Source organism: Tolypothrix tenuis PCC 7101, assembly GCF_963874875.1.
GTDB classification, from domain to species: Bacteria; Cyanobacteriota; Cyanobacteriia; order Cyanobacteriales; family Nostocaceae; genus Aulosira; species Aulosira tenue.
In genome coordinates this window covers 91,409-116,552 of sequence record NZ_CAWNJS010000002.1, presented here as the reverse complement: position 1 = coordinate 116,552, position 25,144 = coordinate 91,409, and the positions used below count along the sequence as shown (strand labels likewise).

Annotated in this window: 1 pseudogene; it reads left to right on the top strand. The window is 42.2% G+C overall.

From position 1 onward, the window contains the following. Nucleotides 1–111 precede the first annotated feature (111 nt). A pseudogene (locus AACU25_RS34655) lies at nucleotides 112–25,104 on the top strand (CARDB domain-containing protein); the annotation flags it as partial. Between the last annotated feature and the right edge of the window lie 40 nt (nucleotides 25,105–25,144).

The window sequence follows — 25,144 nt, the reverse complement described above, 5'->3', positions numbered from 1 at the left end:
AGCCACAAGTATGTTTTTGCGGGGTCTCAATCCCTGTTACAAAACTGTACTTCTGACTTCCGACTTCCGACTTCTTTAATACTTACTTTTTTAATTTGAACAGAGGTATATATGTCAGGGATAAACGAGTTGTTCCCGACCGCAGACTCAATGTTTTCTCTTGATGGGTCAATAGTCAAGCCCGTGATTGCAGAAGACCCGTTCAAATCGAGTCCAGTAATCGGAATTTCTCCAAATAATCCCACGACAGCAACAGTTGGCTCTGCCAGCACCGACCTTATAATAATTAATACTTATAATTCATCGACATCTCTCGGAGAACAACCCTTTACCGTAGCTCCAGTTTCTTTATTTCCTAAATCAAACTTAAGCAACACCTCAACCGCTAGCTTTGACAATATTACAGGATTTACAGGTGATGACCTATTAGTTGGCTTGTTGAGTCAAGATGAAATTCCCCAAAGCAGACTAAATGTACCTGTTAAGACAGAACCTAGCGATGACAAAGAGCAGTCTGACCAGCTGATAAGCACTATAACTTTACCCAGTGATAACAATAATCGCCAGAACTTAAACCAACTCACACCAGATGTATTGGAAAGATTCCGTACTGAAGCGATCGCACGATGGGCGAATGTCGGTATCACACCAGGAGAGCAAGGTATTCTTCAACAAGTGCAACTTGTAATTGCAGATTTACCTGGTTATGTACTAGGTTCAGCATTGGGAGAGGTTGTTACAATTGATACGGATGCTGCGGGTATTGGATGGTTTATTGATTCTTCTCCTGCTGATGATTCAGAGTTTAGCAAGATTATTTCCTCAGGCCAGTTAGAGGCTATTGAAAACGAAAAAGCTTCTTTTTATGTGGATTTGCTGACAGTAGTGACTCATGAAATAGGCCACGTACTTGGTCTGCATCATATAGAAGCTGACCAGATAATGAGTGCCACATTGCCAATAGGAACCCGACTCTTACCTTTGCAGGGAGATTTAAACTCTACTCAAGAAAAAGAATCCGATCGAGAAACAGCACAGCTCGATACTCTTGCATTACCGAAAATCTCAACTGCTAGCGGTTTAATTACTGGTTCTTTAAGTCCGGGTGACCCAATTCTTTGGGGACGTTACAGAGATGATTATCAACTGACTGATTTTATTGTCGGTCAACCGATCAGGCTAAACTTAGCCTCTACCGAATTTCACACCAGTCTACAACTGATTAATGCAGACACACAGCAAGAAATTAGCTACGGTTTCTCCGATGATAGTGTTCATCGTTCACAACTAACTTTTGTTCCTGAATCTGGTATCAACTATATAGTACGGGTTACTGGTGCCTATTCCTATTGGAACTACTACTACTATTACTACGAACAAGGAACTTACTCTCTTGAAGCAAAGCCTGGATATTTTACTTCTTTTTCAGACTTGCCTACAATCTCTGCTGCTAGGGGTACGGTTAATGACAGCTTAAGTGAAACTGATGCAGATAACCCTAATCGCTTAGGAAGTTACAGTGATGATTATCAACTGACTGATTTTACTGTCGGTCAACCTATAAGGCTTAATTTATCCTCTGCCAACTCTAGCATTTATCTAGAGTTGGTCAATGCAGGCACCCAGAAAGTAGTTAAATCTGGTTTTTCTTTGTTTTCAAATAATAGCTATCACTCATTACTAACTTTCATTCCTGAGTCTGGCGTTAACTATCTAGTAAGGGTTACTAGTTCTGGCTATGGTCAACAAGCAGCCTACACTCTTAATGCAAATCTTGGGCATTTTACTTCTTTTTCAGACTTGCCTGTTATCTCTGCTGCCAACGGTAAGGTTAATGATAGCTTAAATGAAACTGATGCAGATAACCCTAATCGATTGGGAACCTACAGGGATGATTATAAATTGACCGATTTCACAGTTGGTCAACCTGTAAGACTTAACTTATCTTCTGCCAACTCTAGCATTTATCTAGAGTTGGTTAATGCAGATACTCAAAGCGTCATCAAATCTGGTAGTTCTTCGTTTCTAAATAATAACTATTACTCACTTTTAACTTTCACTCCTGAATCTGGTGTTAATTATATAGTACGGATTGATAGTAACTCTGTTTATCCAGTAGAAAATTACAATCTTAAAGCTGTGACTTTTTCAGGATTACCTACAATAAGAGCAGCAGGTGATGAAGTTAATGAACAGCTGAGTCAAGATGATTTTATTAATTTTGATGGCTGGAAAACCTCATTTATTGATGATTACCAATTAACTGATTTTACTGTCGGTCAACCTGTAAGACTTAACTTATCCTCTGCCAACTCTAGTATCTATCTAGAGTTGGTTAATGCAGATACTCAAAAGGTCATCGAATATGGTAGTTATTCGTGGTCAGATAATAACTATCACTCACTACTAACTTTTGTTCCTGAATCTGGTATTAACTATCTAGTAAGAGTTACCAGTCGTGCTTCTGGTCAACAAGGAACATATACTCTCAATGTAAATCCTGGACATTTTTCTAATACATCTTTTTCAGACTTGCCTGCAATCTCTGCCGCCAACGGTACTGTTAGCGACACTTTAAGTGCAAATGATGCAGATAATCCCAATTATTTAGGAACTTACAGTGATGATTACCAACTAACTGATTTTACTGTTGGTCAACCTATAAGGCTTAACTTATCCTCTGCCAATTATTATATCTATTTAGAGTTAGTTAATGCAGATACCCAGCAAGTTATAGAATATGGCAGTGATTCGTTTGCAAATAATAGCTATCACTCGCTACTAACTTTCATTCCTGAGCTTGACGTTAATTATATAGTAAGGGTTACTAGTTATGACTATGGTCAGCAAGGAACCTACACTCTCAATGCTTATCCTGGGCATTTTTCTAATACATCTTTTTCTGACTTACCTGTTATTTCTGCTGCCAACGGTACTGTTAATGACAGCTTAAGTGAAACTGATGCAGATAACCCTAATGATTTGGGAACTTACAGTGATGATTACCGACTGACTGATTACATTGTCGGTCAACCTGTAAGGCTTGACCTATCTTATGCTGATTCTGATATCTATAGAGATCTCTATCTAGAGTTAGTTAATGCAGATACTCAGCAAACTATCAAATATGGTAGTTATTCGTTTGCAAATAACAACTATCATTCACTACTAACTTTCGTCCCTGAGTCTGGCGTTAACTATCTAGTTCGAGTTACTAGTGATATTTATGGTGAACAAGGAGCTTACACTCTCAATGCAGACCTTGGGCATTTTCCTAATATATCTTTTTCAGATTTGCCTGTGATATCTGCTGCCAACGGTACAGTTAATGAGAGTTTAAGTTTAACTGATGCAAGTAATCCTAATAATTTGGAAAGTTATAGTGACGATTATCAGCTAGCTGATTACGTTGTTGGTCAAAAAGTTACACTTAACCTATCAACTGCGGACTTTTATGAACCCTATTTACAATTAATAAATGCAGATACTCAACAAGTTATTAGCTCCAGTTCTTCTAATTATTTAAATAATACTTATCATTCACAGTTAACTTTTGTTCCTGAGTCTGGCGTTAACTACATAGTAAGAGTTAGTAGTAGGTACTCCTATAAAGTAGGAAATTACACTCTTAAAGCAATTACTTTTTCAGGATTACCTACAATAAGAGCAGCAGGTGATGAAGTTGCTGAAAGATTAAGTAAAGATGATTTTATTAGCCCTACTAACTCTAATAAATTTATTGATGATTATAGATTGACCGATTTTACAGTCGGCCACGCTATTGGTCTTCAAGTATCTTCCTCTGACTTTTACGACCCCTATCTACAATTAATTAATGCAGATACTCAGGAAGTTATTGTTGCATCTAACGAGGGCTATGGTTATGGCTATGAGGCATCACCATTATTTTTTACTCCTAAATCTGGCATTAATTATATAGTGCGAGTTACAAGTTACTACTCAAATCGAGTAGGAAATTACACTCTAACTACTACAGAATTACCTACCATTTCTGCTGTTAATAGCAAAGTTGATGGTGTATTGAGTCAAAATGATTTTTATGATGACTACCAAAATACATTCAGCGATGAGTACCTACTTAACGATTTAACATTTGGTCAACCTGTAAAACTTAATCTCTACTCTCCCGACTTTCAAAGCCGTCTACAACTTTTTAATGCTGACACCCATGAATTGATAAATTCTAGTGATTACAGGCTAATAAATTTCAACTCAAATTCTTCTATTATTTTCACTCCTAAATTGGGAATCAACTATAGAGTTCAAGTTAGTAGTTACTCCTCAAATCAAATAGGAAACTACCAACTTCAAGCAATTTCCTTATCAGAATTACCTACGATTTCAGCAGATGGTAGTAAAGTTGATGAACAACTAAGTAAAGATGATTTTCTTAATCCAGATCGTTGGGCAACATTCAGTGATGATTATCGACTGACTAATTTCACTGTTGGACAAGAAATTGGTATTCAGCTATCTTCTCCTGATTTTACAACCTATTTACAGATAGTTAATGCAAATACCACTAACGTAATTACTCAGTCTGCAACTTACTATAACTATGAGCGAACGCCAGTATTTTTTATTCCTGAGTCTGGGATTAACTATATAGTAAGGGTTACCAGCTACAACAATAATCAAACGGGAAAATACACCTTAAATACTACAGAATTACCAACAATTTCTGCTGTTAATAGTACAGTTAATGGCGCACTGACTCAAAATGATTTTTATAATGCGATTCCACCTCAGTCTAATTATTACATTAGTTATCCACATAAATTCAGCGATGAGTACCAACTAAGAGATTTCACAGTTGGTCAACCTGTAAGCCTTAACCTATCCTCTCCCGACTTTAATACCCGGTTACAACTGATCAATGCAAATACCCAGAAAGTAATAACTGAAAGCTATTACACGCAAATAAATAATAACTCAAATTCTTCTATTGTTTTCACTCCTGAGTCTGGCATTAATTATAAAGTGCGAGTTACTAGTGATTTTTCTGATGTTACAGGAACCTATACACTCAATTCTCAGACAAAGGCACCAGATCTAATAGTTAAATCAGTATTTACTCCACCCACAGCGAGTATCGGCCAAACTACTGATATCAGCTGGACTGTAGCAAACACAGGTTCATTATCAGCTACCCAAGCGTGGACTGACCGAGTATATCTCATCAAAGAGAACACAAATGGAACCTTCGATGGTGTAACATTACCCTCAAGTGCAATATTCCTAGATATATTACGCCATGAGACTGGTCTAGCAGCTAATGACGAATACACCACTCCTGTCAGAAAAGTACTGCTGCCAGAAGTAGAAGATGGTGACTATCGAATTGTTGTTATCACTGATTTTGACAACTCAATACTTGAAGGGAAAGATGAAAACAACCTTCGTGTTTCTGAGCAAGTCTTATCAATTGGTCACGTTGACCTTGTACCAACAATTATTTATTCTCCCGCTACAGCTACATCCGGTACAACAATACCCCTAAAGTGGTCTGTAACCAATAATGGTTCAGCTGATACTGTAGGCGGCTGGGTTGACCGCATATATTTATCTTCAGATACAAAATTTGATCCCAGCGATTTACTCCTCACAGAACGCAAGTATAATGGCTCGCTCTCCTCTGGTGCCACCACTGATGAATTAGAACTTAACATTGCCATACCATTAGACGTTAGCAGCGATCGCTATCGCTACTTACTAGTAGTAACCGATGCTGACAACCAAATCAAAGAACTTGGTGGTGAAGAAAATAACAATGCTGACAAGTTTATTCAACTTGAACTAGCATCATACGCAGACTTAGCCGTTAACAACGTCACAGTAGAAGAATTGACTATTGGCGACCCAGCAACAGTATCCGTTAGTTGGACAGTAACCAACCTTGGCAAGGGTAGCGGTAAAACTAGCACATGGATTGACAGAATTATTGCCTCGACCGACGAAAAACTCGGTAACACAGACGACATTGTACTAGCTAACTTCACCCACGAAGGATTTTTGAATGACAACGAAAAATACACTCGCACAGAAAGATTGCGATTGACCCCAGGTTTCCAAGGTCGGTATAAATTATTTGTCCAGACTGATGCCACAGAAGTCGTATTCGAGAACAACTTAGAAACAAATAATACCGCATCTGCCCCTAATACCTTCAGCGTTGTCCCCATTCCCTACGCAGACTTGCTGGTTTCTAGAGTCCAGGCACAAGCAACCGCTAGTAGCGGTCAACAAATGCAAGTATCCTGGAGTGTGACTAACTCTGGCATTGGTACAACCAATAGTAATTCCTGGAGCGATCGCGTTTTTCTCACCAGTGACCCAGAAGGTCAAAATATCATTGCTGACTTGGGAAGCTTTGAACATGCAGGCGCACTAGCAATAGGTGGCAATTATAACCGTTCTGTAGATGTTACCCTCCCTAACGGCATTTCTGGTAATTACTATATAGTCGTCACCACAGGCGGGCCGTTTGAATTCATCTACACTAACAACAACAGCCGCATCTCCAACGCCATCGCTGTCACCTTTACACCTCCTCCAGACTTAACAGTCACCAATGTAACTTCTCCAAGCAATGCTCAATCTGGTAATAAAATTGACATATCTTGGACAGTAGCCAACTCCGGCACAGGTGATGCAGTTGGTAGTTGGACAGACCAGGTATTCCTCAAAGAAGTAGGCGGTAGCGAACAATTAATTTCCTTAGGAACATTTAATTATGGCAATGGTTTGCAAGCTGGGAAATTTTACTCCCGCTTTGAACAGTTTACTCTGCCATCGACAATTCAAGGATTGTACGAAGTTGTAGTTAAAACCAACACCAGCAATTCTCTTTATGAGAATGGTGCAATTAACAACAACACTAGCAGCACCAATCCCAACAACCTTTTGGTCAGCCTGACTCCCCGTCCTGACCTACAAGTCAAGTCTATTACCGCACCTACAACTGCTAATGCTGGTGGCACAATCTCCTTAGAATTTGTTGTTGCCAATGAAGGCACTGTTGGCACTACCACCCCCAACTGGCAAGACCGAGTTTATTTATCTTTAGATAACAAAATTAGCTACGATGACCTGTCTTTAGGTAGCTTTAGCAATGCAGCTGCCTTAGGATCTGGCGAAAGTTACCGCACCCAAGCTAATACCTTGGTAATTCCCAAGTATTTCCGAGGTAAAGCATACCTGATTGTCCAAACTGATGCGGCTGGGCAAGTTGATGAATATCCCCAAGAATCCAACAATATTCAAGCAATTGAGATAAATATCAATTCTCTACCACCTGCCGATTTGGTGACTAGTCAAGTAATTGCGCCCACCCTTGCATTTGAAGGTTCTAAAATTAAGGTGCGCTACACCGTCACCAACTTGGGTATTGGCGAAACCGACCGCGAAGTCTGGACTGACACCATCTGGTTGACTCGTGACAAAAATCGACCCTCTCCTGCAAATAGAGATGGAGGCGCAGAAGATATTCTCCTGACCAGTGTCGGGCATAGTGGTTCCCTCAAGGTGGGTGAAAGCTATGAAACAGAAGTTGAACTCACCTTAGCGAGCCAAGTTACTGGAGAATGGTATATCACACCTTGGTCGGATGCATACAATATTGTTTTAGAAGATACCTTATCTATCAATAACAACCCAGACGACCCCAACGAACTAGACAACAATAACTACAAAGCTAGACCAATTACAATCCTGCTAACACCACCACCAGATTTGGTCGTAACTTCAGTTACACCCACAACACAAGCATTGGGTGGACAGCCATTTAGCGTTACCTGGACAGTACAAAACCAGGGCGCGAACGCCACAGCACAAAGTAATTGGGTTGACAACGTTTACTTATCTGATAGTCCCACACTCAACGCACCAGGAGCTAAACGGTGGTTCCTCGGTAGCGTTGGACATGATGGTAGTTTAGGAGTTGGTGGAACCTATACTGGACAGCTTGAGACTATCCTGACACCTGGGGCTAGCGGTCGCTACATCATCGTTCAGACTAACTATGGCAATAGCGTTTGGGAAGGGCCTTATACTGACAACAATCAACGTTCAGCAGAAACTAACGTCACCAGCACGCCAGCCGACTTAATTGTAGCGAAGGTAAAAACTCTACCACAAAACTTTTCTGGAGAACGCACTACCGTTGAATGGACAGTAAAAAATATAGGTGCAGATATTTCGTCTCTAACGCGGTACTGGTATGACGAAATTTGGGTTTCGCCTGACCCCACCTTTATTCTCAACCGCGCAACCAAAGTTGGATTCGTTCCCTACAGTTCCCAACAGCCATTGCGTACTGGGGAAAGTTATACCCAAAGGCAAGATATTACCTTACCTGCGGGGATTGATGGCGAATACTATATCTACGTTAGTACAAATTACAGTTACGATCGCAACACCGAAAAATTCCGAGGTGAAATCCCCAACAGCGGCGATAACAATTCCTATCGGCAAAGCTTTGAATATCGAGTATTTGAAGACCCAAGCAATAATTTAGGCAGCGCCACCATTCCTGTTATCTACCAAGAACCAGATTTGCAAGTTACTAATTTGATAGTCCCAGAAACATCACCCACATCTGGTCAGACCCTCGGTGTTAGCTGGACTGTGAAAAACATAGGTACACGCGATACCAGAGAATCTTCTTGGTACGACCGCGTTTACCTCTCCCGCGACGAATCTTTAGACTTCAATGACACATTTTTAGGAGAATTTACTCGGCGCGGCGGCTTGCAACAAGGTCAATCTTACACCGGAAGCAGCCAAATTACTCTGCCAGATGGCATCGCAGGTAACTTTTACCTACTGGTATTTACTGACGCGAATATTAATCAACAATACAATAAACTTGGCTTTGAGGGCAACTCGACCTTTGCTCGCGTGCCTGAATTCCGGGATGAAGGTAACAATATTACGGCTGCACCAATGAAAGTTGTATTGCAACCACCACCAGATTTACAAGTAACTTCAGTTATTATTCCCGAACGCGCCACCAGCGGACAAAGCTTTAATATAAAATACACAGTAGAAAATAAAGGTACTGGCAACACACCTACCAGACAAAATCGTTGGAACGATTTAATTTATCTGTCTAGAGATGAATTTTTAGATTTACAAAGCGATCGCTATCTGGGATATGTAGAACATACAGGAGGTTTAACTGCTGGCAGTAGCTATACAGTTAATCAAACACTACAACTGCCCAATGACTTAGTTGGTTCCTACTACGTATTTGTCATCACCGATGCTCCTCAATCTAGCGCTGGTGGTCTAGTATTTGAAGGTAATAATGAGGGCAACAATGCTACACCCAGTCTCCAACCCTTGGTGCTAGAATTACCACCGCCAGCAGATTTGCAAGTTGACGAAATTACCATCCCCAGTAATGCCAAATCTGGCGAATCGGTGCAAATTAGTTGGAAAGTTACTAACTACGGCGATAACCCAGCTAGCGGTCAGTGGAGTGATGCAGTATACCTATCTGCTGATGCAGTTTGGGATATTAATGACCGTCCCATCGGGCGAGTTTCCTACAGTGGTAACTTGGCAAGTGGTGCTGAATACACTTCAACCCTGACAGCTATCCTACCACCAGCCACCCCCGGACAATATCGCATTATTGTTAGACCAGATATCTTCAATCAAGTTTACGAAGCCGAAAACGAAGCTAACAACCGCACTACTTCTGCTGACTCTCTCAATGTTACCGTTGAGCAGTTACAGTTAGGTGTAGCCAAACAAACAACCCTGAGTACCGGATTTGAAAGGCTATTTGCAATCAATCTCCAAGCTGGACAAACCCTGCGAATTAATGCTAACTCGGATGCTAAGGAAGCTGCTAACGAGATATTCGTCCGCTACCAGCAAGCACCTACAAGTATTGCTTATGACGCAGCTTACACTGGAATACTAGGGCCAAATCAATCAGTAATCATTCCCACCACCCAAAGCGGCACTTACTACGTCTTGGTACGCGGTTACTTTGAACCTAGCAACAACACACCCCTCACCCTGTTGGCTGATGTCTTACCCTTTGAAATTACTGATGTCATCACCGACAAAGGTGGAGATAGTCGCTACGTCACTACCAATATTTTAGGCGCACAATTCCAGCCAGGGGCAATTGTCAAATTAGTACGTCCGGGAATTGCTGAATATAACCCAGTTAGATACCAAGTCATTGACAGTACGAAAATTACTGCCATCTTCGACTTAACAGATGCACCCCACGGTCTCTACGATGTCAAAGTTATCAATCCAGATGGTCGGGTGGCAATTGTACCCTACCGCTATTTAGTAGAACGGGCAATTGAACCAGATGTCACCGTCGGACTGGGAGGGCCAAATATCCTCGCGCCAGGAGATGCAGGCACTTATGGTGTATCAGTACAAAGTTTAACCAACATTGACACACCTTACGTACATTTCTCCATTGGCAGTCCGGAATTGGGGACAAACTCAGAAGTATTCAATCTGCCTTACACAGAGTTCAGTTCCAATCTGCGGGGCAATCCGGAAAATACTTTACAAGACGTACCTTGGGCCAGTCTTATTTCTGATGTCAATACCAACGGCGAAATTCTAGCACCAGGCTACGTACTTGACTTCCCCAACGCCTCCTTTGTCGGTCGCACATTCAACATCCAAACTTATCCAGGACTGCAAGCGGAACTGGCAAAAGACCCCAAAGGTTTAGAGGACGTTCCCGACGACGCAATTGCTTTTAAATTCCACATCCTAGCCACAGCAACGGCAATGACTCGTGCTGAGTTCATCGCCCAACAAACTACTGAAGCACTGCGGTTGCGAGATGCTATCCTCAAAGACTCAACAGCTTCAGTTTCACTGACTGTGCTGGCGGCTGATGCTAACACCTGGACGAATGCATATTTAGCAGCATTAGAAGAAGCAGGACTGCTGCGCCCGGAAAACGAAGCACCACCAATTCGCCAAAATCCTCAAGTAATTAGCTTAATGGCAACCCTGGCCACTGGTTTGTTACTAGGCCCGGCGGGCAATCAAATTATCTCTAGTAACAACCTAGTCAGCTTCTTTGAACAAGTCCGCAAGTGGTACGGTCATAACCCCAGTTTAACAGGAGAGCAACAGGCTCCTAACGCGCAACAATACGACTTGGGACTGTCGCACAAAACCCACGTCCAATCCTTTAACGTCTACGTTCCCTTTGGGGATGCTAGGGTGGAACTACCGCAAGGCGTGACCGTACCTCCACCAAGTTTTGGCAGTTTCTTCAACGCCGCTGGTACAGTCAGTAACTTGGCTACCCTTACTGGGCCATTAGGTTACGGTACAGAAAACATCATACCTTTGGGTACAGCACTACCCTACACCATCCGCTTTGAAAATGCAGCCAGTGCCGCAACAACAGTTGGGGAAGTACGAATTGTTACAAAACTCGATGATGACCTCGACCCGCGCAACTTCCAGTTGGGTTCTTTGCGTTTAGGTGATATTCAAGTTCATATTCCCGCAGGACGCGGTACTTTCTCTGGCGACTTTGACTTTACTCGCACTAAGGGATTTATTCTGAGAGTGGCAGCTGGATTAGATGTAATTTCTAACACTGCTACTTGGCTGATTCAAGCGATTGATCCCAATACCGGAGAGGTAGTGCAGAATCGCGATATCGGTTTATTACCACCCAATAACGCCAATGGCACAGGTAGTGGCTTTGTTAGCTACACCGTCCTCCCCAAAGTTGGTAGCGCTACAGGTACGGAAATTACTAGTGAAGCTAGAGTTATTTACAACACTGCTGCTCCCTTAGATACAGCAAGAGTTACTAACATTATTGATGGTAGTGCCCCAACCACCGCGCTGACTGTGACACCATTAGTAGCAGGAGGCTCCGACTACTTAGTAAAATGGCACTCAACTGATGATGCGGCTGGTTCTGGAATCAAGCACGTAACTGTGTATGTCGCAGAAGATGCTGGGGACTTTAAGATTTGGCAACAACAAACTACGGAAAATTCTGGTGTTTATGTTGGTCGTCCCGGACACACCTATGAATTCTTAGCATTAGCGACGGATAATGCCGGGAATAGAGAAAAACCAGGTTTAGGAATTGCTGCACCCAATGATGGTTCTGTGGTGAATCTGGGAACTCTACCGACAGTTGAGAAGACCACGCAACCTGATTTAGGTACTCCTCCCCAACCGAACCCCGAACCATCAACAAATCAACTATTCCTAGCAGCAAAACAAGGTATACCTGCGGCTTTCCCCACAACTCGCCCATCTGAGTTTAGCAGTGTTTTGCGTCCCTTCACTGCCCAAGCTTTTGCTACGGGTATTCCCACCAGCCATGCTAATATCGCACCTTTAGCAATTACAGTTCTCAAAGATGGTTCGGTACTAGCTAGCGGTGGTGCTAACCGGGGTTCTCTCTATCGCTTCCTTCAAACTGGTGCACCTTTAAATAGCGGACAAAATTCTCCGATTCCTTTTGTTACCTTAGAGTATCCGATTTTCGATATGACTGTAGATGGTAACGGTACTCTTTGGGCAACTACAGGTGGCGGCCCTTTACTCCAACTTGATACACAAACTGGTAAAATTGTCAAGCAGTATGGAGATAGTATCACGCAAGCGCTGGCAATTCAACCTGGTACGGGATTAATCTATGTTTCTTCTGGTAAGGGTATTGAAATCTTCAATCCCATCAATGAAACTTTTACTCACTACAGCGATTTGCGTGTTGATAGTTTAGCATTTGACGCAGACGGAAAACTCTGGGCGACTACCTGGCCTGAACGCGGCGATATTGTTCGCTTTAATGAAAATGGTAAACCAGAGCGAATGCTTGAGTTTGATTCACCTGTAGATTCTATTGCTTTTGGTAAAGTTGGTAGCCGCTTGGCGGGATTGTTGTTTGTTTCTAACAACAATGGCGATTTGCAAATGGTTGATTTAGCAACCTTGCAACACATTAAAGTGGCTAATGGTGGTAGCCGTGGTGAAAATATCAAAACCACTGATGACGGTCGCATTTTACTTTCACAGTCGCAGCAAATTGATATATTTAGCCCTGTGATTGCACCGAAAGTGGCGGCGACAAACCCTGCACCTGATGCGATTGTAGCTTTGCCTCAAGGTACAATTAGCATTACCTTTGATTCTGATATGTATGCTGGGGCTGTTAATGACTCTACTTCAGTTCTCAACCCAGCAAACTTTGAATTGGTAAGTGCTAACGGTACTCTCACACCGCAGTCAGTCCGTTACGATGCTAAAACCCGCACCGTACTTTTGGATTTCAATACCCTTACTCCCGATCATTACTCACTACGGGTGTCCCAGAATCTCAAGAGTACTGCTGGAGTTGAATTAACTGGTGGTTATCAAGAGCAGTTTACAGCAATTTCTGACTTTTCCGCCCTAGTAGACTTTAAGTTTACCAATCCCCGTTCCGACAGGCAAAATCAAACAATTTCCTACGATGTCACTCTGACCAGTAAGGCAAGTTATGATTTACTGCTACCAGTAATGCTGTTGCTTGACCCAGCACAGTACTTTACAGGCGTTCCCACAGGTGCAACACGCGATACATCTGGGGCATATATGGTAGATTTAAAGGATAATTTAGCTCAAGGTGTCCTCAAGGCAGGCCAATCTACTACTGCACATACAATTACAGTTTACAACCCAGACGCGCTGCGGGTGGAGTTTACGCCGGGAATTTATGCGCTTCCTTATCCGAATCAAGCACCGATTATTACTTCTAATCCAGTATTAACAGCTTATACTGGTCAAGCATATAGTTATCAGGTGACAGCTAACGATCCAGATGGTGCGGTGTTGGGATATTTGCTGTATGATGCACCATCTGGAATGACTATTGACCAAAATACTGGTTTAATTACTTGGTCGCCAACACAGCAAAGTCCAGTGAGTGCTGATGTGACTTTGCAAGTATACGACCTGCGCGGCGCTCATACCACACAATCGTTTAGCTTAAATGTGGTAGGAGGTAATCACAAACCTGTATTTAATACTCCTGTTGTCAGTGGTGGAATTATCGTTTCATCCTCTAACGGCACAGTTTCTGGTTCTTCTGCTACTCCCATTACAATCAAAGGTGCAGAAGGAAAACCCTTACAAATTCAAATTACCGCAACCGACGCTGACCGCAACAAACTGACATATTGGGCTGATAATCTACCTAATGGTGCGATTTTTGACTCTTCTTCAGGTATTCTAACTTGGAATCCTAACTACAATGCAGCAGGCACATATGAAAACGTGCAGTTTACCGTTAGTGATGGTGTAGAACGAGTAACGCAGACTGCAACTATCCTGATTGCAAACATCAACCAAGCACCCACCCTCATCCGCCCTGCTGATACAATTGTCCGCGAAGGTGAAAAAGTCCGCATCCAATTACAAGCCACCGACGCAGACATAATCGCTTCTATTCCCCCACTTTCGACTTCCGACTTCCAACTTCCGACTTCCCTCCTCACCTACAATAGCAACCTCCTCCCTGGCGGTTCCACCCTCGATCCACGCACGGGATTGTTTGAATGGACACCAGCTTACTTCCAAGCAGGAGAGTTTGAAATTCCCTTCACTGTCAGCGATGGTGAATCAGTTACTACACAAACTACAAAGATTACCGTACTCAACGCCAACGCTGCACCTATTTTTGATAATATCGGTACTTGGCAGGTACAAGAAGGACAATCAGTCCGCTTCCGTGCTTTTGCTTTTGACCCTGATAACCCAGGCTTTGTACCTCAAGACCGCAATGCTGACGGTCAACTCACTATTCTAGAAGGTAGCGACCCATCTGTTATTTATACTGTCTCTGATTTGCCAGTTGGTGCTACTTTTGACCCAATTACAGCAATGTTTGTCTGGACACCAGGGTATACCAGTGCAGGTACATACAATGTCACATTTACTGCTACTGATGATGGCAATGGTACGGGAATAACTAAAGCAACTTCCCTGACTGTACCGATTTCTGTTCTCAATAGCAACCGCGCACCCGAAATTAACGAGTTTAGCAACATTACTCTTAACCGGGGTGAAGTCAAAGAACTGGTATTACAAGCAACAGATGCAGATGGCGACCCCTTGGTACTGCAACTAAAAGCAGAATCTGCGGGATATGGTATTCCTGACTTTGTAAGATTTATAGATAATGGCGATCGCACTGCTACTTTACGCTTGGCACCAGGTATAAATGACGGCGGCAATTATTCCTTTACTCTCACCGCAACTGATAATGGTAATGGTAGTGCAAATGCCATTCAATCAGATGAATATACCTTTGTGGTCTCAGTAAATACACTTAATGACCCGCCAATATTACCTTTCATTGGTAACAAGGTTGCAGTTGTGGGCGAGACTTTGGAATTTATTGTTAAAGCAGGCGATCGCAACCAAGATAATTTAAGCTTTAATTTAAGCGGTTTGCCTGTTGGTGCCACTCTCACACCCACTGGAATTTATGGTGAAGCACTGTTCCAGTGGACACCAACTGCTGCTGATATTAATACATATCCTGTAACAATTGCTGTCAGTGACAGTGGTAATGGCAACCCCAATGAAGTTTTTGTCAGTCAGCAACAGTTCAATTTAATTGTACGCACTGCCAACACAACACCTGTATTGGCAGCAATTGGCAATTCCTCTGTGGCGGAAGGGCAAACTCTCAATTTGGTATTATCAGCCAGTGATGCTGATGGAGACACGCTGACTTATTCTGCAACCAATCTGCCCCCAGGTGCAGTGCTTGACCCAGTACAGGGTATACTCACTTGGACTCCTAATTTATCCCAGGCGGGAACTTACAATAACATCACCCTGACTGCTAGTGATGGCAATAAGAGCAGTTCTCAAAGCTTCGCAATTACAGTTAACAATACAAATCAGGCTCCTGTATTAGCACCGTTACCCATCCAAACAGCACAAGAAAATAACCTCATCCAGTTTACTCTGGCGGCGGCAGACATTGATAACGATTCATTAATTTACTCGGCTGTTTCAGCTTTGCCTACTGGTGCTGTCCTTGACCCGCGCACTGGCAAGTTTACTTGGAAGCCCAATTATGAACAAGCTGGTGAATATGTATTAAAGTTTGCTGTCAAAGATACCCAGAATGCTACTAGTCAGAGTGATGTGACTCTGCGGGTTGCCAATGTTAACCGCAGTCCAGTCATCTCTGTGTCTCCCCATGCAGTAGCTTTGGGTGAAAAGCTGCAATTTCAAGTTGTTGGTACTGACCCAGATAACAATACAAATCTTACCTTTAGTGCCGCAAATTTACCGGATGAGGCAGTACTGGATGCGGCGACAGGAATGTTTAGCTGGATGCCAAGTCCTGGTCAAGTTGGGGATTATGCTGTAACTTATGCTGTTAGTGATGGTGAGACGACAGTAACGCAGACATCTACTGTGCGGGTGGCGATCGCACCAACACCACCAATTGTTAATTTTGATCTCACGCCTTCTTTCCCCGCAGTTCCGGGACAAAAGGTAATAGTGCAGACTCTCGCTTCCTCTTTAGCGGCGATCGCTAATTTGAGTGCAACTATTGATGGGCATACTGTACTTGTTGATACTCAAGGCAGAATTGAGATTATCCCAACTACGCCTGGGCGTTTGGTTGTTGATGTTACAGCAACAGATGCTGATGGTCGCGTTGGTCATAATAGTACTGTGGTGAAGGTGCGAGATCCACAAGATTTGGCTGCACCCATAGTTGCTTTTGCTCCTGGTTTGGATGGAGCGAAGTTGACTAATGTTACTAATATTATTGGCAGCGTGAGCGATGTCAATCTTGATAACTGGGTGCTGGAAATCGCTGATTTTGGTGAGGATGTATACAGGACGCTGGCTAGTGGGAATGGTGCGGTAAGCGATATAACTTTGGCTCAATTTGACCCCGGTAAGTTAGAAAATGGTTTTTATCAGTTGCGGTTACGGGCGACTGATATTAGCGATCGCATTTCATCAACTCAGGTAATAGTCGAGGTAAATACTGCCACAAAACCAAGCGCTTATACCAGAACCCAAACTGATTTATCCATCACTTTCTCTTCCACCCTCCCGGACTCACTCCCTCACTCCCTCAACCTCATACGCACCTACAGTTCTCTGAATTCTGATGAAGTTGGTAGTTTTGGCAATGGTTGGCAATGGGCGACGCTGGATACCAATATTCAAACTAATGTACCACTGACTGGGCGGGAATCATTGGGTGTTTACGAACCGTTCCGTGTGGGAACAAGGCTTTACTTGACTACTCCTTCTGGGGAAAGGGTTGGGTTTACGTTTGCACCGCAGAAACACATAATTCCTGGTCTTACTTATTACACGCCTGCTTGGGTGGCAGACTCTGGAGTAAATTACAAGCTGGAGTCGGCGGATGCTACATTGACTTTGGCTGGTAATCGCTTGTATGACTTGAAGACGGGTCTAGCTTACAATCCTGGCAGGGGAAGTTACTCTGATGCTGAGTATACGCTGACTGCTGTTGATGGTACTGTTTATCACTTGAGTTCTGCTGGTGGTGTTACTGAGGAGATTGCTGCTAATGGTACAAGGTTGGTTTACAGCGATAGCGGGATTACTAGTTCCGCAGGGGAAACGGTGCGTTTTGTCAAGGATTCTGCTGGAAGATTAACGCAGATTACTGCACCTGATGGTAGTTTGGTGGTTTACGGCTATGATACTCAAGGTAATTTGGTCTCAGCTCGTAATCTTGCATCTGGTGAATCGAGTCGTTATGGTTATTCCTCTTCTGTGCTGACTTTAGCAACGGGAACACCGGGGATAGGAGGGGAGGCGATCTCCTATTCCACAACCCCACAAGTATCGCCTGTGTTGGCTGATTTGGGTAGTGCGGCGCAGTTTACTCTTAAGACGACTAGTGGTAGTTTGGGTGAGAGCAATCGCTTTACTTTTAGTCTGAGAGATTCTGAATTACGCTCTACTGCTACTGGTACTGTGCTGTTAGCGGTGTCAGTAAATGCTGCGCTAAATCCGGCTATACCGTTGATTAGCGGCTTGACACCAATTGTTAGTCAAAGTGATGCTGATAGTGCGTTTGCTTTGTTTGCTGTCTCCTCTGCTGGGTTGAATTTACTTCAGTTAGGTGGTGCTGGAAGTGCATATTCGTTGCAACTATCTGTTGCTGGGGATGTTAACCGCGATGGGTTGGTTGATGGGGTTGATAGTGGGTTGTTAAGGGGGGCGATCGCTTTTGGCAATTATGATGTCACTTACGATTTCAACCGCGATGGTGTGTTAAATGCTGCTGATGTGCAGATTTTAGGTAGTAATTATGGGTTTGCTGCTAATCGTGCGCCTGTGGTTACAGCTACATCTGTGCTGACGCATACTGATTTAGAAACTAGTATTGCATTGGATAAATTGGCTACTGATGCTGAAGGCGATCGCATCTTTTACCGCATTATTAATCCGGTGAATGGGGCGGTGACGTTTACTCCAGATGGTCATTCTGCAAGGTTTACACCAAATGCTGGGTATTCGGGAACGGCGAGTTTTGAAGTTGTTGCTGATGATGGGTACAGTAGTTCTGCACCAGCGTTAGTGACGGTGAATGTCAGTAATGCGGCGTTGGTGAATTTGGATTTTGCACGGCGCGGTTTGCGGTTGGATGCTGGTGAAAGTGCTGAGTTGGTTGTGGTTGGAGATTTTGCTGACCAAGAGAATGTGATTCTGCCTTATTCTTATTTGCAGTTGGCATCGGATAATACTGCGGTGGCGGCGGTGTCTGCGGGTAAGGTGATGGGGTTATCGGATGGGGTGTCTGTGCTGAGTGCGGCGCGGAATGGGATTACTGCGGTTACTGCGCTTAGGGTGGGTGAACTGCTGCCAATAAATCAAGCACAATTGAACGTAGCGATCGCTGAACAAGAAGGTCTAGATTTGTACCCAGAGTCCGTCATGCTCACCAAAGGTGCAACAAGACAATTATTAGTTGGTTTATACGGAGTAGAAGAATCTCCAGATCTAAAATTTAAAGATGCAGGAACTCGCTACTATGTCAGCAATCCTGGAATTTTGCAAATAGGTGACGATGGGTTAATTACTGCTTTAAATGAAGGTGTAACCAACGTAACGGTAATTTACGGTGCAGCAGAAGCAATAGTACCTGTACGTGTAGAAACACCTCATTTGGGTGAGACTACACTTGGTATCAATGGCGGAATTATTCAATTTGGTGATGGTGTAAACCGTTCACTGCTAATGCTATCTCAAGGCGCACTGCTCGAAGATACAAACGTTAACTTTACACTTTTAGACCAAAAAGAAGATTTATCATTACCACTTCCTGGTGGTTTTGAGTTTGCTGGTGGCTTTAACTTAAACATTGGTGACAATACTCTCCTGATTCCAGCCCAAATTGCCATTCCTGCACCTGCTGATTTACCCGTAGGTACTGAAGTTTACTTCATGCGTAAAGGTTCGATGCCTGATGCAACAGGAACTTGGCAGCCCATGTGGATGTTGGAAGAATCAGGTGTTGTTACTGCTGATGGAATGATTCGCACTCAATCTCCTCCGTTCCCAGGTGTTACCAAACCTGGTGAATATGCAGCTTTTTACTCAGGAGTTGCTGGTAGTGGTAGCGTAGTCAAGGGCAAGGTAACTCTCGAATATAAATTCCCACCAGCCTTCTATGGATTGCTGATTCCACCACCACCCGATATTAACCTTGAAAAGATTGGATTCGGTATTGCTTTAGCAACATTTCCCAATAGCAAAAATCAAATCCTCAAACAAATTGGCAGTGTTCTTCAAGTATTAAAAGCACCACTGGAAACTATTGAAAACATTACAAAAATTATAGAAAAAGCAAAAACTCTTGCAGAAGTTGGAGCAGCATTATCGCAAGGACAACTTGATGCAGAAGTTCTGAAGAAAGTTACTGAAGTACTGAAACCTTATAGTGCTTTTGGACAATTACTGAATCCAGATTTATTTGTTTCCATTCCAGCATTTAAAGTTTCTTACGATATCTCTAAAGTAGATATCGTGCAAGTTCCCACAGTTGGCTTACCTGTAGTAACTTCTGCCAACGTACAACTCAACCCAGATGGGGTAGCAACCTTTGAAACAAGGCTAAATTTACCTGCACCAACGACAACCGATCCATCTGCACCCCCTGTTTTACAAAAAGCAGAATTAAAAATTGAAACCAAAGAAGATGATACAAAAGAGCCAGTATTAGTTCTAACAGGCAGCAACCTTATAGTGCCATACACTATAGCCAATAACTCCAATGCTGGATTTGAAGATTTGATTGTTAATTTCCATGTTGGCAATCAAACATACGTTGGTACTATTCTTTCTGGAAAAGACTTGGGTAACAATCAGTTTGAAGTTAGGGTCAAGTCTTCAAACAAAATAGCGTTAGGAAGCGCCGAAATTTCCATCACGCGAACTCAAAAAGAATATTTTGGTACTGAACCCTCTAGTTATCAAATAGTTAAATACGATAGCAATCCCATCCACTTGTCAGCTAATAATGGTTATGTTTTAGCAGCACAACCTTTTAGCGACAGAGTAGCTGTTCTACAAGGAACAAACCCAGAAGCAGTAGTTGAAGCTACAAGCAGCAATGACTTAGTAGTAGCTCGCATTCCCGTAGGTACAGATGATGTAGTAGATAGACCGCGAGATATTGCTTTCACCAGGGATGGCTCCCGTGCTTACGTAACCTTAGAAAATTCTGGTCGCATTGCTCTGGTTGACCCATTATTCTTGCAACAAATAGATACAAAACCTGAAACTGAAGAAATTGACACCATTAAGTTACCAACTGCTGCCTCACCCCGTGCAATTGTTGTTGATAACCAAGACCAATATGCTTACATTGCTGATGGGCGACTGGGGATTATTTATGTACTGGATATCAATCCCAACTCCAAGACTTACCATCAGGTAATTCAGAACATACAAATTAATGGAGCACCTCTGGGATTGCGTGAGTTGGTTGTTAGTACTGATGGTCGCAAACTGTTTGCCACAGCACCTGCTTCTGGTACAGCAAAAAGTAAGATTGTGGTAGTCAATATAGACCCCGAAGATAAACCCGAATACTACCAAAATAATCTTCGACGATGGCACGAGCAGGTTGCTGCAATTGATGTTGAAGGTGCAGAGGGATTATCTACTACTGCTGACCCACGTTTTCTCACCTTCACAAATCGTAAAAGCGATGCTACTGGTTACGGTGTTGTTGAAATCACCAATGATGAACCTTCCATCTTTTTTGCTGCTACCACACGCTACGCCAAACTTAACCTTGGTAGTATTTATGACTATTTTGATGTCAATGAGGGTGTGTCAGTTGTTGTCACTAAAGACAAAAAATACGGGTTTGTAGCTGGTTATAACGGTAGTAAGTTTGGTTCTGGCATTGAAAGTATCGATGGCGTACAGGCTGGCAGTAATATTGGTATCATTAAAGACCCATTGGGAGAAAACCCACAGTTATTTGCTGCCACTCGCCCCATTCCTCTGGGATTAACTACTGACTTAGCACTTTCTAACGACGATCAATATCTTTATGCTTCTTACCCGTTAGGAGGTGGAATATACGTTTTTGATGTCGAGGAAATGATTAAAACCTTAGAAAGCCCAACTGACTATATTATTGACCAGTTTGGCAGACCTCAAGGTTCTCGTTTCTTTGACCCTCGTTACCAGCGTCCGGCTAATATCCTTGATTTTGGTTCGGTACCAATTGACGATATTAACCCAAAAATTAGTATTGCTGCCGATTATGGAATTATTGCTGAAGATAGGGCACGCAATCAATTTACTTATGGTGTGTTTGAGGGAAGCGATCGCGCTCCTGTGAATGTTGGTATAACTCGAAATCTGGCTGTATCACCTCCTGATTTGCTGAGGTTGACAAGTCCTAATGGTGTCGAAGAAGGAGACTTGACTCCCACTTTCACTTGGGATTTTCAAATACCTGATGAGCAAGTTAACGAAGTTAACCTCTTTATCAGTACTTTCACGGAAGGTAAAGGATTGTTACCTTGGGATGAGGTAGTTGATTTATCCGATCCATCATTCTTACCTGAGTTATATCAATACCAAAAGCAGCAATTGCTGACGAAATCTTGGAATGAGTATGATGATTTCAATCCAGGACGGATTGTGACAGCGACTTGGAAGCGAGAAACCAATACTTGGTACTGGCACGATGGTACGGAGGTTGTTGCTCAACCGACTAATGACCTGGAAAATAACAATACTCGCTTTACTTTACCGGATATTCGCACGCTGACTGCTGGTCAAAATTACCATTGGGCTGTACAAGCTATTAGTTCAACTGGGCAGACAGAAATTGAGTTTGGACAATTTGACACTATTGCTCCTGTAAGTGCAAATCCTTTTAGTAGTGTAACTGTTCTTACTCATGGCTTCACGATATTTCCAACAAAGACAGGAATTCCTGATAATTTCTATGATTTAGCTGACAGTATTGCTTCCGTTAATGGAGATTCACCCAGCGAGAAAGGGTTAATTCTGCGTTATGACAAGCCTACAGGATTGTGGATTCCTGTAGATAAGAAGGCACGAGTACTGACTAATTTGACAGGTGGACTTAATCCTAGAGATGAAAATTATCTAACAACATTGGCAAATAATATTCAGAGCAAGTATATTAACCAAAATAAAGCATTAGTATTGCTTCCTGAATGGTCTACAGATGGTGAATCAACGCAACCTGATAGCGGTTTTACTGAAGCAGCAGCTGATGCCATTTTTGCTTCGATTGTGCAATTAGACCAAGCATTGGGTGGTGATGTTGGTGAACATGATGCTGCTGGTAATTTGGTGAGATTATATGATGAAGATGGGGATTTAATTCGCCAACAGGGGGCATTATTTAACTCACATTTACACTTTATTGGTTTTAGTCGCGGTACGGTTGTTAATAGTGAAATAATTCAACGTTTGGGAACTTATTTCCCTTATGCAGGGGGACAGATTAATGCTGATGGAACTCCTGTTGTTGATAGTAATGGTAAGCTAGTTCGTGATTTGCAGATGACTACTATTGACCCTCATGATTTTTATCAGGAGAGTTTGAAGGTAAATTTAGCAATTCCTGGGACACCTATAATAAAGGATTTCAGAGATTTCAATGAGCCAACAGTTCAAGTTTGGGATAATGTTACATTTGCTGATAATTACTATCAAACTGTAGCTGACCCTAATGGTTCTACTTTTACTCCTAATGGTCGTTTTATTGAGGGTGCTGATGTCAATATTTTGCTTGATGGTCGCACTGGGTTTACCGAAGATGACCGCAGGGGAAGCCCGCACGGAAATGTATTTTCTTGGTATGCAGGTACTACTGATTTAGCAATAGATGAAGTTGATAATGGGTATACGCAAGAGGCGCTACCTGTTTACGATCAACTGGGTGAAAGAAGTTTAGAAAAGTTGCTTAATCTAAAAGAAAATAATGCTATCTTAACACCCTGGTATTCTTCTAATGGAAATCAAAGTTCCACAGAGGGTATTGGTGTTGGTTGGTTCTACTCTGCTTTAGGAGGTGGTAAACGTCCGACTGTAGACATGAGTAAGCGTGTGTCGGTTGATTTTGATAATACCGATGAGGATATTGTTAGTGGTGATTTTGCAGTACCGACTGTTTTCAACGGCAGTTTTGATGTTGGTTTAAGTGATGATCTAAATGCACCTGTTGCTGGTTGGTCTTTCCATAATGGAGAACAGCTTTTAAGAAAATATTTAGTAGAGAAAAGCTCCATTCCTACTTTAATTAATTTAGATTCAGTAAGTGAAGGCGATTTTGAAGATGAGCTAAATGAAGAAACTCCTCAGTTAATTGCAGCTTTGACTGTTGATGACAGGAGAAAATCTGCTGATTTTACTCTCAAGATTGGAGGCGGAAATCTAACTCCTCCTCCAACTAACCCAGAAATAGTTCCTGATTGGGGTGTATTAAGATTTGACATTCATGCGCCTAAGTCTAAGCTTGGAAATCGTTCAGGACAACTTAAAGTTACCGTACAAGACACAAATGACAAAAATAATTTTGAAAATATAATTATCGATCTTGTTGATGCAGTGGGAGATAACTCAAATTATTTAGCAGATACCACAAAACTTGGTTATGCAACATTTGGATTTGAGACATTTCATCTGAATATATCAGACAAGTTAAGAGGTAAGTCAGCAACAATTAAATTTGAATTACTGAATCCTAGCAATGAAACTGTTGTTTACATAGATAATGTTGCTTATAAGAGTAAACACCTCAAGTTTGGCAACCCAAAAGAGGCAAGGTATAGTGATACCGATCCCAATCCGTATAAAGATAATTTGTTGCTAGAAAGACCACAATATACCTTGTCGTTCAATGGAACTACTAATACTGCGAATTGGGCTAGTTGGCAGTTAGATAAATATTGGTTTTATATCAAAGGTAAAGGATATCCTATTGCAGACCAGCAAAATAAGCGAAACTTCGCTAAAGACCCTACACTTCCTCCTGGTTTTGCTGCTATTACAGACCCTTATGGTGCAAAAGTTGATGGTATCTCATACGATGGTGGACATTTGACTCCTGTGAAACATCGAAATAGACATAACAAAGATATAGTGGCAGTGAATTTGATATCAAATATTTTTCCACAACAATCTTCTAATAATCAGAGAGAATGGAGAGCAATCGAAGATTTAGCGGCAAAATTTGCCATAAAAGGTAACAAAGAAGTCTATATAACAGCAGGTACGGACGGAATCAAAAAATTAAAAGATGGAAGTGGAGAGGCTAAAGTAATAGGAAGTGGTGGTGATATTACCATTCCGGAAAATATTTGGATGGCGATGTTAGTAATTGACCCAGATAAAGAACCTACAAATAATTCTTATACTATTGGTTTTTATCTGGAAAATCGCGAATACTCAAGACCTAGTAATAATGCAGCAGGAATATCTAGTACTCCCAACGAATGGAAATTAACAGTTAAATCTGTTAATTGGATTGAGAATAAAACGGGATATGATTTATTCTCAAATATTGACAAGACTTTCCAAGATGAAATTGAAGATAATA